Raw genomic sequence first — 11,235 nt, 5'->3', positions numbered from 1 at the left:
ACAAAAAACGTCGATCACAAAAGAATTTAAGGCTTTCTTTACCCTTGTGACAGTACGGATAGTTTTTGCTATTTTAAAAAATGGGGAAAGTCTTTAATTATAATAGAATATAAATAAAAATTAATGTGTTTACCATTTGCTGAACCAATATCTAGGAAAACAATTTCAGAATGATCTGTTTTGCAAACAACCCTAATATGGTATAATAAGAATACAGAAAGATCACAGAAATGAGGGGAATAGATTGGATATCATTAAAACTCCACATGATGCTCTTTTTAAAAGAACTCTCGGCGATAAAGAAGTGGCAGTAGATTTTCTGCAAAATTATCTACCGGATGATATTTTAACGGAAATTGATTTAACAGATATTAAGGTAGCTAAAGATAGTTTTATCGATAGGGAATTGGAAGAAAGCTTTTCTGATCTCCTATATAATGTCAGCATAGACGGCAAAGACGGATTTATTTATGTTTTATTTGAACACAAAAGTTATTACGATAAGATGACCCCAATTCAGATGCTTGGGTATATTATAGATATCTGGAAGCTTTATCATAAACAGAACAAAAATAAGAAGTTGCTACCTATTTTACCGATTCTCATTTATCATGGAGATAAAAAGTGGAATCTAGGCAGCAGTTTGTCAGAACTAATTGAAACTATCCCAGCAGCTATTTCAGATTATATACCTGGATATAATTATTTGCTCTATGATTTTTCCAGTTACTCTGATGCAGAGATCAAAGGCCAGATTAAATTAAGATTATTTTTAAAGTTAATCTCACATATTTTTGATGATGATTTTGATAATGGACTGCGGGAAGTTCTACCTTTATTAATTGAATTAAGAAAAAAGACAACCGGACTTGAGTATATTGAAACTGTTGTTAAGTATATTTTAAATATTGGAGAAGAGATCTCTTTAAGTGAATTGGACCGAAAGTCAAAAAACATTTCAGCTGAAGGGAGCGCTGTAATTATGACTATTGCCGAAAAAATTTATCATGATGGAAGAGAAGAAGGTAAAGAAGAAGGTAAAATAGAGAATATGCATGAAATGATCGAATTTGCATTGGAATTGAAATTTGGTTTGACAAGCAAACCTTTTGCGAAAGATATCAAAAAAATAAGGGATTATGAAAAATTAAGAGAAATTAAAGTTGCCATTAAAAATCATGATTCATTAGATGAGTTAGTAAAGAGTATTGATGTTTAAGACGTTTTTATACTTCTAACATTATCGGAACTGTTATCTAGGGAAAATCAAATTAACTCTCCAAACTTTCAGCCGCCAGCAGGGCGGTTTTCTTTTTATATACGCAGTTTATTGTGGTATAATAAACTCAACAATTAAGATAGAGGGGGATTATAGATGTCTCATATCAAAAATATTAATATAAAAAATTACAGAGGCCTTAAAAATATAGAACTCAAAGATTTTAAAAATATTAATTTATTTATAGGTGAAAACAACACAGGGAAAACTTCAATATTAGAAGTACTGAATATTTTATCAGAACCATCTAATCTGGGAACTTTCATTAAGACCAGTCGAATTAGAGAGACTGATTATAATTTTACCAGCGGCAGCTTATCCCCCTACGAATCATTTAAAAATTTATTTAATCAAAAAGATAAACTAAAAAAAATATTTATTGAGGCTGAAATCAGTGAACAAAAATTTCCGTAAAACTAACAGGTAAAGAAACAAATATTATCAGTGTCCAATCAAGTTTTGGTATATCTGAAAATAATTCTATAAATAATAAGTCAGAAGAAAGCAAATCTTTTAAGGGTGATTTTATCTTCAATGATTATAAATCGAATTTTAAAAAAGAATTTACTTTTGATCAGAATCAAAAAAGAATCGAATTAGATTCTGAAACCGATGAGAATAAACTGCTTACTATAGAATATATTTCTCCACTTGAACATTTAGCTCAGAGTAGATTGCTCAGTCAGGCTATAAAAGCTGGCAATAAGAGCAGTCTGATTAAGATGATAAAAATATTTGATAATAAAATAAAGTCTTTAGAAATTATTAATGAGAATGGAAGGCCAACTCCTTATATTGAGCATCATGAATTAGGAATGGTGCCTCTATCTACCTTTGGAGATGGTTTGAAAAAAACATTAATAATTGCAGCAAGTATAGTAAATGTTAAAGAAGGTGTTTTATTAATAGATGAAATTGAAACTTCGATTCATAAAAAAGCCCTGCTTGATTTTTTTAAGTGGTTTATAAAAAGCAGCTTTAAATATAATGTGCAGTCATTTATTGCAACTCACACCCTGGAAGCAATTGATGCCTTAATCAATGCCAGTAAAGATAATTTGGATAAAATTGCCTGTTATCGTCTGGAAAATGATGGAGGAGAAATTTATGTAAACAGAATTTCTGGAGAAAAGCTTTACAATATTAGAAATAGTCTTGGTCAGGATGTGAGGTAAGAATGCGCCATTATTATTTTGTTGTTGAAGGTGCTCACGATGTTGCTGCAATAGGGAAATTGTTAAAGAAAAAAGATCTAAAGGAACTTAGAGATCAAAATTTAATTTCTGAAGTCTGGATTAATAATTTAATTCCAGAAAAATTTCCGTTTAAAGAAGATAAATTAGATAGAATAACGCCTATTCCCAGTTTTTATCAATCAGAAAATGTTTCTGTTGCTATACATGTAGCGGGTGGAGATTCGAAAATAGCTAATACTCTGGATTTGACATTAACAAATCAAAAATTTAAATATTAAAATGGATACCTATATTTTCCCAGATAATAAACATCAAGGAACTCTGGAAGATTTGCTTTTAAACTGTGCAGAGATTGAATATACTGATTTATTGTCACTTTCTAATGATTATATTGAAGAAATAGGATCAACTTATAAAGCAAAGTGGTCAGGATCTGATGATAAAAAAGTTTTAATTGGTTGGATTACTAATGTTTTAAAGCCCGGTAAATCTAATCAGGTATCGATTAATGATAATAATTGGATAAGTAAAAGGACTATTTCAACTTTGGATTCTTTAAATAACTTAGCAGAATTTATATTTACTTTCATCAATGCGGAAAGTGAATAATTTGCCCTACCGTTAATGGAACCAATATTTGTAAATGAATCAAATTAACTCTCCAAACTTTCAGCCGCCAGCAGGGCGGTTTTCTTTTTATACACCCACCTTTCTGTGGTATAATAAACTCAGCAGTAAGCAAAGGATAGTGGCCTAAATGAAAAAGCTGAGTATAAGTATTTCTGATTTTGAAAAAATGCGGACAAATAATTATCTTTATGTAGATAAAACAAAATTTTTGGCTAAAATAGTTTCTAAAGATACATACTATTTTCTTTACCGTCCCCGCTGTTTCGGGAAAACACTTTTTGTTGACACCTTAGAAAAGTTTTATCAGGGAAAAATGTTGTGCTCTTAATTGATGAATATGATAAAGCAATAATCTCTCATTTAAGTCAGGATCCTGAGCAGATTAAAATTGCCGAGTCAAATCAGAATTTCTTAAAAGCCTCTATGATAATTTAAAGCCGCTGGTTAATCATTTAGAGCTTGTCTTTATCACCGGTATCTCTAAGTTCAGAAAACTTTCAATTTTTTCAACTTTAAATAATCTGATCAAGCTGGATATGCATCCAGAATTTTCGCATATGCTGGGTTACACCGAAAAAGAGCTGCAATATAATTTTGATCCCTATTTTGCAGAAATTGAGGAGAACAAAGAAGAATTATATGCAGAATTTAAAAGGATGTATAAAGGCTTCCGCTTTAGTGATGAAGATATCAGAGTTTACAATCCCTATTCAATTGCTAAAGCTTTAGAAGCCAAAAAAAATAGATAACTACTGGTTTGAAAGTGGAACTCCAGGTTTTTTAATGAAACTAATAAAAGACAGCAATTTTGATATTCCTAAACTGTTTGGGCTTGAGGTTTCAAAAAGCAGTCTTAAAGCTTATGATATTACAAAACTGCAGCTTCTTCAGAACGAGAAAGTTATTATCATACGATGTTTTATTTAACAGCGGAGCTTTTAGCAGACAGAGATCTTAAAATTGATAGTGATATCTGAAAAATATGAAATTAATGATTTAAGATTTTGATGATTTAAGGCATGTAATATAAGATATTAGTGGATTTTCAACCTCTTATTTGTTAAAATATAAATATACTACTAATAATTACAACATCTGGAGGATAAAATATGGTATCAAATTGCTATATCTGCGGTTCGCTTACCAAAAACAGCTCCGGTCTCTGTGATGACTGTCAGGAAGAAAATCAGCATAAGTTGCGCAAAATAAAAGATTTTCTCTGGGATCACCCTAATTCAACAGTGCAGAAGATTCATAAAGAGACAGGAGTCGACGAAAAGCTGATTCGCAAATATATTAGAGAAGATAAATTTATAATTTCTAATGTAATAGAATATGATGATTAAAATTGCCGTTACCTTTTTACTGGGTAGCGGTTTTTATTATTATTGATTTTTTAAAAATAACTTGACATACATAAATTAATATGGCATAATGTTATCAGTAACAATTATTAATATCAATTAATGTTATTGAACTAAAAATATATAGGAGGTACATATTATGTCATTAGTAGGAAAAGAAGTATTACCATTTAAGGCTGACGCCTATCAGAATGGAGAATTTTTGCAGGTTACTCATGAGGATTTAAAAGATCAGTGGAGTGTTGTAGTTTTTTATCCAGCTGACTTTACATTTGTCTGCCCAACAGAATTGGAAGATTTGCAGAGTGAATATGCCAACTTAAAGGAGCTGGGAGTTGAGGTTTATTCGGTTTCTACAGATACCCATTATACTCATAAAGCCTGGCATGATAACTCACCAACGATTTCCAATATAGAATTTGTAATGGTTGGAGATCCTTCCCATACTTTATCTAAAAACTTTAATGTTTTAATTGAGGAAGAGGGACTTGCAGATCGAGCTACATTTATCATTGATCCCGATGGAGTTGTGCAGGGAGTAGAAATCAATGCCGGCAACCTGGGACGAGATGCCAGTGCAATTGTGAGCAAGATTAAGGCGGCTCAGTATGTGCGTAATAATCCTGAGGAAGTCTGCCCTGCAAAATGGAAAGAGGGCAGTAAAACATTAAAGCCGGGTCTGGATTTAGTTGGTAAAATATAAGCTAATAATTTTTTGGAAAAAGATAAGTTTATTAAGATTTTATAATTAAATAAGTGGATTATTCAGAGGCAGCTGCAGATAAATGTGGTTGTCTTTTTTATTTAGTAAAAAACGACCCTACCTTAAATTTTAAGGCAGGGTCAGTATATAGGATAGGAGTAGTTAGTTATATGGTAAAATTTATTTTATTTATTTAAGAAATTTTTAAATTCTTGACTCTTATCTTTAAGTTCTGGCAATTCTTCTTCCTTATCTTTTTCGCCAACAACAATCTGATTATTAACTACCAGTAAATTAAGATTTTTAGCTTCAGCAAATTCTTTTAAATCAGACCCTGTCTTTTTTAAAACCAGAGAAGTGTAAGTGTCTTTAAGTTTTGCCAGGTTTTCAGTTTTGTTTTCTCCATCTTTAAGCTGTTCTTTTTCAGTTTTATATTCCTGATAAATTTTCTGGGTTTCCGGATGGGAAGAAATAAGTTCCTCAAATTTAATCATTCCAGCATTTTCATCAGCAGTGTCAGCATCAGAATCTTCAGTATTAGATTCAATTTTATTATCCTGATTTTCTTCTGCTAGGGGACTTGCTGTTTCAATCTTATCTTCAACTTCTGGTGCAGACTCGACATCACTTTCAATTTTAAAATCTTGTTCAAGATCTTCCTGTTCCGGTGTCTCTTTTTTGTCAGTTACTTCACTTTTTAGCTCCTCATTATTTTCAGTGATTTCAAATTTGTCACCTGTCTCTTCAGCAGATTTTTGATTTTGAGCATAAATAACTCCTGTAAATATAATCAGTACAATCAGGCCAAAGGTCAAAATTTTACTTCTGTTATTCATAAATTATCATCCTTTCGTTTTTAATAATATTATTTAAGTGAGTGATTTATTAAGCTAACATTTTTTTAATTTGTTTCTATCACCTCCTGCAACTACTATAATAGCAGTAGAATTTAATGAAAGTATGAGCATAGTTTGAATTATTATTTAAGTTTCAAAATTTTACTAACAAGATTTTGATTCTATTTTATCAGTTGTGGTTTTGTTTTTTGAAGCACAATTGACTAAGAGGAGTAAATAATATAGTATTATAATTGAAATGATCGAAAAAAGGGGACTGATAGTTATGCGGAAATTACCGTGGTTGTTAGCACTTTTGCTAATTTTTATTTCACCACTGCTGCTGGCAGCAGATGATTCGGCGATTCAGCTGAAGGATCAATCAATAAATTTAGAAAATGATGAACAAATCATGGAACTTAAAAAGGAAATTGAAAAAAAGAGTGAACTGGAAAAAGATATGACAGTAGGTAGTACTATAGTTTTTCTAGATGGCAGAGAGGATCAGATTAGAAGCCAGGAGAGCAATCTCGGTAATTTAATTACAGATGCAATATTAGACCGAGTTGAAGCAGATCTGGCATTAATTAATAGCCGAACAATTAGCACTTCAATTGATAAAGGTTTAATTAGTGTTAGGGATGTCAGGGAGTGTGTTCCGGCAAAGGACGAAGTAATTATTAAAAAAATTAGCGGATCAGCTCTGCTTAAGTCGCTTCAGCATGCAGTTTCCAAATATCCAGAAACAGCAGGTTTTTTTCCGCAGTTAAGTGGAGGTAGAATTATTTTTGCCTGGACTTCAGATTCGGAAAATGAAATTATCCAGGTGGAGGTTAATTCTCAACCTTTAAATCCAGACAAGTTTTACCTGCTGGCAACAAATGACTCCCTGGCTGCTGGAGGAGATGGCTTTGAAGAAATTGAAAAAGCTGAAGCAGTCAAAAATGCAGGCCGTCTTGATCAAATGCTGATAAATTATTTACAGCAGCAGGAAATTATAGAAGAGGTGGAGACTGGACGCATCACTGCTGTTCGAAAAGAGGGAGAATATTATTATTATCGAGTTCAGAAAGGAGATTACCTCTATTCAATTGCGCAAAGATTTTCAACTTCAATTGCTGAACTAATGAAAATTAACGGAATTAAAAATAGGAACTTAATCTATCGGGGTCAGGAACTAATTATACCCGCTTTAAGGTGAATTTAAGATGAAATTAAATTTTGAAAAAAACACATTTTTTACTAAATTGATTTTTAGATTTCTGGTGACTACTATGATTGTAATATTAATTTTTGGCTTTTCGGTGATCACCTATTTTAAAACTTTTTTTGTTGAACAGAAAGAGGCTCAGATTAATAAAAACAGCTCAGCAGTTATTGAATACCTTGCCGATTCGAAGGCTGAGGATAATAAACAGGAAATTGTAAACTGGCTGAGCATAATTGGCGAATTAAATGAAGGTCATGCCTGGCTGATTAACCAGGAGGGAGTTTTAGAATTCAGCTATCCTTATTCATTTGATGAAGAAAGAACTTTTTCTGGTTATGAAACTATTTTTAAAGGTAATACAATTTCCCGGGAAGTTGATACGGAAGACTTTGAGCTAACCATGCTCTTTGTAGGGATGCCGGTGGAGTATCAGGGTGAGGTTATTGCTGCCCTGCTGGTTTTTACTCCGATCGATGAGATCAATTCGATAATTGAACATATAGTCAGGATTATGATTTACATTTCTCTGGTGGCTTTAATTTTTATTCTCTTTATTTCCTATTACTTTTCCCGCTCTTTAGCTAATCCACTGCACAGCATGGGGCTGGTCGCAGCCAGGATCAGTCAGGGAGAATACGGTAAAAAAGTAGAAATTAAGGAAAAGGGAGCGAGTAAGGAAATCAAACTGCTTTCGGAAAGTATCAATCTGATGTCAGAAAAACTGGAGAGGACGATTAAAAGTCTGGCTGAAGAAAAAAATAAGTTAAAACATGTATTATCAGGAATGGAAGAGGGGATTATTGCTGTTAACAGCTCGGGCCGAATTATCCTCACCAATCAGTCGGCAGCCAGCTTATTTAATTTTGAAAATGATATCAGAGGCGAAAAAATCAGTGAAATTGAATTATATCCGGAGATAGTGGAAGTATTTCAGGAAATTATCAGGCAGAAAGACAGCTCTCAGCAGCAGCTAATTATTAATAAGGAAGATACCAACCAGTATTATCTTGTTCATTTTACTGCTATTAAGCTGGAAGAACAGAATTTTTGGGGAGGAGTGGCAATCTTCCACGATATCAGTGAGCGCTATCGTTTTGAACAGCTGCAGCGGGAGTTTGTAGCAAATGTCTCACATGAGCTGAAGAGTCCTCTATCCTCAATTAAGGGTTCAGTCGAAATTCTGCTTGATGGAATAATTGAAGACCCAGCCGAAAAAAGAGAATATTTAAAGATGATTTTAAAGGAGAGCAACAGTCTTTCTCACCTGATCGATGAGACTCTCACTCTGGCAGAAATTGATGCCGGGGGAGTTGAATTAAATAAAGATCAGATTCTGCTTCAAGAACTCTTTGCAAATCTGCAGGTCTTTTTTAAAAATATCAAAAAGGAAGAGCAGAGTTTAGAAATTAAAGTAGATCCGGATTTAAAAGTGACTGCTAATCAGGAAAAAATCAGACAGGTTTTGATCAATCTCCTGAGCAATAGTGTTAAATATTCAGACTGTGATGGGAAAATAAGCTTAAAAGCCGAGCGGCAAGCAGGACAGATTAAAATTTCAGTAGCTGATAATGGGATTGGAATTCCTCAAGCTGAACAGCAAAATATCTGGGAGAGATTTTATAAAGTGGATAAAGCCAGAACCCCCGGTGAGCGGAGCAGTGGCCTGGGGCTTGCCATAGTCAACCAAATTGTAAATGAGCATCAGGGTCAGGTTGCTGTGGAGAGTTCTGAGGGAGAGGGTTCTACTTTCAGTTTTACAATTCCAGTAGCTGAAAATTAAATCAATGTTTTTTTGCTTTCATCATATTTTCATCACATAAATTTGATAAATTAGGAGTTGAGGTGGTGAAGTGTTATGGCAAAAGATAGAATTTTAATTATAGATGATGATCAGCAGATCTGTAAAATTCTCAGGGATTATTTTAACTATGAAGAATTTGAGGTTTTTGTAGCCCACGATGGTCAGGACGGTCTGGAAAAAATTAAGGAATTAGCTCCTGATATTATTATTCTGGATTTGATGCTGCCTGAGAAAAATGGATTGGATATCTGTCGAGAATTGAAACCGCATAATCAGATACCAATTATTATTTTGAGTGCAAAAAATAGAGAAAATGATCGGATCAAGGGGCTGGAGCTTGGTGCAGATGACTATGTAACCAAACCCTTCAGTCCGCGAGAAGTTGTACTGAGAACGAAAAATCTCCTGCGCAGAATTAATAGAGAAGATAATAAGGAAGAACTTGAATTTGCTGGTTTGATTATTAATAGAGAACAGAGAATGGTAAAAGTCAAGGGGGAAGAGATTTCTCTGGCCCCGAAAGAATTTGATCTACTCTGGCAGCTTGCTTCTTCTCCGAAAACAGTATTCAGTCGCGAAAAATTGCTGGAACTGGTCTGGGATTTTGATTACTAAGGTGGTATTAGAACTGTGGACACCCATATTAAATCTATCCGCAGTAAACTGGGAGCACAGAAGTGGGAGAGTATATTCAGACTGTCTGGGGGATCGGCTATAAGTTTGTAGATTGACTAAATAGGCTGCCTGATAATAAAGGTGGCTATATTTTTTATTAAAATTAGATAAATTTGTAAATAATGCTTAAAATTACAAACCAAAAGTGTTATAATAAATTGAAGGCAACTTAAAATTGAGGAAATCCGAACTTAGAGAGGAGCAGCAGATGAATAAGGTTGAGCCAATCAGAGATAAAGCTAAAATTGCTGAGCTGAAAAGAATTCTAAGAGAGCAGAGTTACCGCAACTACATTCTTTTTGTGCTGGGGATTAATACCGGCCTGAGAATCAGTGACATGCTGAAGCTTAAAGTCAAAGATGTGCGGAATAAAACGCATATTGTCCTTAAGGAGCAGAAAACATCGAAAAACAAGCGCTTTTTGATCAATTCCAACCTGCGTCAGGAGTTAAAGGACTACATTAAGGGAATGGAAGCAGAGGAACATCTATTTCAGAGCCGGATTGGGAAGAATAAGCCTTTAACCCGCTTTCAGGCCTACAGAATTTTCAGTGAAGCAGGGCGCAAGGCCGGGCTGGAAAGTATCGCCTGCCATTCCACTCGAAAGACTTTTGGCTATCACCACTACAAAAAGAATAAGGATGTGGCTCTGCTGCAGAAATTGTTTAACCATTCTTCTCCCAGTATTACCTTAGATTATATTGGGATAACCCAGGATATTATGGATGAGTCGATCGAAAAGTTTTCGCTTTAGATTTAAAGAATAAAGAATTCATCTGGCTGAGCTAAATAAAATATTTAGGGACTATTGTAAAAAAGATAAATATGTAATACAATAGTATTACGGAGGTGGGGCTGATGATTAGTGTAAGACTTCCAGAAGAATTAGAAAAAAAGTTAAATCAATTAGCAGAGTCCGAAAATGTCACCAAGACTTATCTGGTTAAAGAGGCCTTAAATAAATACATTGCCGAAAAAGAAGTAAAGAAGGATTCCTATCAACTGGGCAAAGACCTATTTGGTAAACATGGAAGTGGTAAAGGTGACCTATCAACAACCTACAGGAAGAGAGTGAGTGATAAAATTCATGAAAAATACTCTCGTTGATGCTGGCCCATTGATTGCTCTTTTTGATAAAGATGATATTTATCATCAGCAAATTTTAGAATTTTTAAAGTCATATAATTGCCATTTATATACAACCTGGCCTGTAATAACAGAAACTCTTCATATGCTCAGTTTTTCAACAGAAGTACAGCTAGATTTTTTAAACTGGCTGGACCGAGGTGGATTAAATGTTTTGAACTTTGATCAAAGTATTTTAAAGCGGGTAATAGATTTAACTAAAAAATATAATGATTTACCTGTTGATTTTGCTGATGCTTCGCTGTTAGCAGTAGCAGAAAAAGAAGATATTAAAGACATTATTTCCATTGATTCTGATTTTAATGTTTATAAAACAGAAAAGGGTACTTTTTTAAAGAATATTTTCATCAGTAATTAAATTCAGATTATAATCAGCTTTAGATAAAGAGGGTGAA

The 11,235-nt window shown here is 33.5% G+C and carries 16 protein-coding genes and 1 pseudogene; 16 read left to right on the top strand and 1 reads right to left on the bottom strand.

Features of this window, described 5'->3' with window-relative positions; genetic code table 11:
• Nucleotides 1-244 precede the first annotated feature (244 nt).
• From DFR80_RS11400 to ahpC, 10 genes and pseudogenes are all read left to right on the top strand, one after another.
• Complete coding sequence (locus DFR80_RS11400) at nucleotides 245-1,219, top strand: Rpn family recombination-promoting nuclease/putative transposase (protein WP_114490031.1); 975 nt, start codon at nucleotides 245-247, stop codon at nucleotides 1,217-1,219.
• Between the two features lie 156 nt (nucleotides 1,220-1,375).
• On the top strand, nucleotides 1,376-1,693 hold the full coding sequence (locus tag DFR80_RS11395; RefSeq protein WP_114490030.1) for an AAA family ATPase: 318 nt from the start codon (nucleotides 1,376-1,378) through the stop codon (nucleotides 1,691-1,693).
• Complete coding sequence (locus DFR80_RS11390) at nucleotides 1,684-2,454, top strand: AAA family ATPase (protein ID WP_114490029.1); 771 nt, start codon at nucleotides 1,684-1,686, stop codon at nucleotides 2,452-2,454. The genes DFR80_RS11395 and DFR80_RS11390 overlap by 10 nt, the downstream gene beginning before the upstream one ends.
• Nucleotides 2,455-2,456: 2 nt before the next feature.
• Nucleotides 2,457-2,753, top strand: a complete 297-nt coding sequence (locus DFR80_RS11385; RefSeq protein WP_114490028.1) for a hypothetical protein — start codon at nucleotides 2,457-2,459, stop codon at nucleotides 2,751-2,753.
• A gap of 1 nt (nucleotide 2,754) precedes the next feature.
• Nucleotides 2,755-3,084, top strand: a complete 330-nt coding sequence (locus tag DFR80_RS11380; RefSeq protein WP_114490027.1) for a DUF3226 domain-containing protein — start codon at nucleotides 2,755-2,757, stop codon at nucleotides 3,082-3,084.
• 148 nt (nucleotides 3,085-3,232) lie between these two features.
• A complete protein-coding gene (locus DFR80_RS11375; protein ID WP_114490026.1) occupies nucleotides 3,233-3,433 on the top strand; it encodes an AAA family ATPase in 201 nt (66 codons plus the stop codon).
• Nucleotides 3,434-3,518: 85 nt separating this feature from the next.
• Nucleotides 3,519-3,854 (top strand): annotated as a pseudogene (locus DFR80_RS11370) (AAA family ATPase); the annotation flags it as partial.
• 34 nt (nucleotides 3,855-3,888) lie between these two features.
• The gene (locus tag DFR80_RS15220) at nucleotides 3,889-4,032 is read left to right on the top strand and encodes a hypothetical protein (protein ID WP_158537711.1); all 144 of its coding nucleotides are present in this window, start codon (nucleotides 3,889-3,891) and stop codon (nucleotides 4,030-4,032) included.
• Nucleotides 4,033-4,214: 182 nt separating this feature from the next.
• On the top strand, nucleotides 4,215-4,451 hold the full coding sequence (locus tag DFR80_RS11365) for a hypothetical protein (RefSeq protein ID WP_114490024.1): 237 nt from the start codon (nucleotides 4,215-4,217) through the stop codon (nucleotides 4,449-4,451).
• A gap of 157 nt (nucleotides 4,452-4,608) precedes the next feature.
• Nucleotides 4,609-5,172 (top strand): alkyl hydroperoxide reductase subunit C, encoded by a 564-nt coding sequence (gene ahpC / locus DFR80_RS11360; RefSeq protein ID WP_114490023.1) that lies wholly within the window; start codon nucleotides 4,609-4,611, stop codon nucleotides 5,170-5,172.
• A gap of 185 nt (nucleotides 5,173-5,357) precedes the next feature.
• Here ahpC and DFR80_RS11355 read toward each other — a convergent pair whose 3' ends face one another.
• Nucleotides 5,358-6,008, bottom strand: coding sequence for a hypothetical protein (locus DFR80_RS11355; protein WP_114490022.1), 651 nt, complete (start codon nucleotides 6,006-6,008; stop codon nucleotides 5,358-5,360).
• Nucleotides 6,009-6,267: 259 nt separating this feature from the next.
• On the opposite strand from DFR80_RS11355, the gene DFR80_RS11350 reads away from it, so the two are divergent.
• The 6 genes from DFR80_RS11350 (at nucleotide 6,268) to DFR80_RS11325 (ending at nucleotide 11,198) form a co-directional block, all read left to right on the top strand.
• Complete coding sequence (locus DFR80_RS11350) at nucleotides 6,268-7,209, top strand: 5'-nucleotidase C-terminal domain-containing protein (RefSeq protein ID WP_114490021.1); 942 nt, start codon at nucleotides 6,268-6,270, stop codon at nucleotides 7,207-7,209.
• 7 nt (nucleotides 7,210-7,216) lie between these two features.
• The gene (locus DFR80_RS11345; RefSeq protein ID WP_114490020.1) at nucleotides 7,217-8,998 is read left to right on the top strand and encodes an ATP-binding protein; all 1,782 of its coding nucleotides are present in this window, start codon (nucleotides 7,217-7,219) and stop codon (nucleotides 8,996-8,998) included.
• A 75-nt stretch (nucleotides 8,999-9,073) separates the two neighbouring features.
• Complete coding sequence (locus DFR80_RS11340) at nucleotides 9,074-9,634, top strand: response regulator transcription factor (protein WP_369862753.1); 561 nt, start codon at nucleotides 9,074-9,076, stop codon at nucleotides 9,632-9,634.
• A gap of 268 nt (nucleotides 9,635-9,902) precedes the next feature.
• Nucleotides 9,903-10,448 (top strand): site-specific integrase, encoded by a 546-nt coding sequence (locus DFR80_RS11335; protein ID WP_114490019.1) that lies wholly within the window; start codon nucleotides 9,903-9,905, stop codon nucleotides 10,446-10,448.
• A 104-nt stretch (nucleotides 10,449-10,552) separates the two neighbouring features.
• Nucleotides 10,553-10,801, top strand: a complete 249-nt coding sequence (locus DFR80_RS11330) for a ribbon-helix-helix protein, CopG family (RefSeq protein WP_114490018.1) — start codon at nucleotides 10,553-10,555, stop codon at nucleotides 10,799-10,801.
• Complete coding sequence (locus DFR80_RS11325; RefSeq protein WP_114490017.1) at nucleotides 10,782-11,198, top strand: type II toxin-antitoxin system VapC family toxin; 417 nt, start codon at nucleotides 10,782-10,784, stop codon at nucleotides 11,196-11,198. Before DFR80_RS11330 ends, DFR80_RS11325 begins: the two co-directional genes overlap by 20 nt.
• Nucleotides 11,199-11,235: the final 37 nt, after the last annotated feature.

The sequence above is a fragment of the Halanaerobium sp. ST460_2HS_T2 genome (assembly GCF_003337665.1).
Classification (GTDB): Bacteria; Bacillota; Halanaerobiia; order Halanaerobiales; family Halanaerobiaceae; genus Halanaerobium; species Halanaerobium kushneri.
This window is presented reverse-complemented; position numbering and strand designations above follow the sequence as displayed.

Coding starts and splice junctions, on each gene's coding strand:
- DFR80_RS11395 (WP_114490030.1), top strand. CDS start 1,376: ATGTCTCATATCAAAAATATTAATATAAAAAATTACAGAGGCCTTAAA.
- DFR80_RS11385 (WP_114490028.1), top strand. CDS start 2,457: ATGCGCCATTATTATTTTGTTGTTGAAGGTGCTCACGATGTTGCTGCA.
- DFR80_RS11380 (WP_114490027.1), top strand. CDS start 2,755: ATGGATACCTATATTTTCCCAGATAATAAACATCAAGGAACTCTGGAA.
- DFR80_RS11375 (WP_114490026.1), top strand. CDS start 3,233: ATGAAAAAGCTGAGTATAAGTATTTCTGATTTTGAAAAAATGCGGACA.
- DFR80_RS15220 (WP_158537711.1), top strand. CDS start 3,889: ATGAAACTAATAAAAGACAGCAATTTTGATATTCCTAAACTGTTTGGG.
- DFR80_RS11365 (WP_114490024.1), top strand. CDS start 4,215: ATGGTATCAAATTGCTATATCTGCGGTTCGCTTACCAAAAACAGCTCC.
- ahpC (WP_114490023.1), top strand. CDS start 4,609: ATGTCATTAGTAGGAAAAGAAGTATTACCATTTAAGGCTGACGCCTAT.
- DFR80_RS11355 (WP_114490022.1), bottom strand. CDS start 6,008: ATGAATAACAGAAGTAAAATTTTGACCTTTGGCCTGATTGTACTGATT.
- DFR80_RS11350 (WP_114490021.1), top strand. CDS start 6,268: ATGATCGAAAAAAGGGGACTGATAGTTATGCGGAAATTACCGTGGTTG.
- DFR80_RS11345 (WP_114490020.1), top strand. CDS start 7,217: ATGAAATTAAATTTTGAAAAAAACACATTTTTTACTAAATTGATTTTT.
- DFR80_RS11340 (WP_369862753.1), top strand. CDS start 9,074: ATGGCAAAAGATAGAATTTTAATTATAGATGATGATCAGCAGATCTGT.
- DFR80_RS11335 (WP_114490019.1), top strand. CDS start 9,903: ATGAATAAGGTTGAGCCAATCAGAGATAAAGCTAAAATTGCTGAGCTG.
- DFR80_RS11330 (WP_114490018.1), top strand. CDS start 10,553: ATGATTAGTGTAAGACTTCCAGAAGAATTAGAAAAAAAGTTAAATCAA.
- DFR80_RS11325 (WP_114490017.1), top strand. CDS start 10,782: ATGAAAAATACTCTCGTTGATGCTGGCCCATTGATTGCTCTTTTTGAT.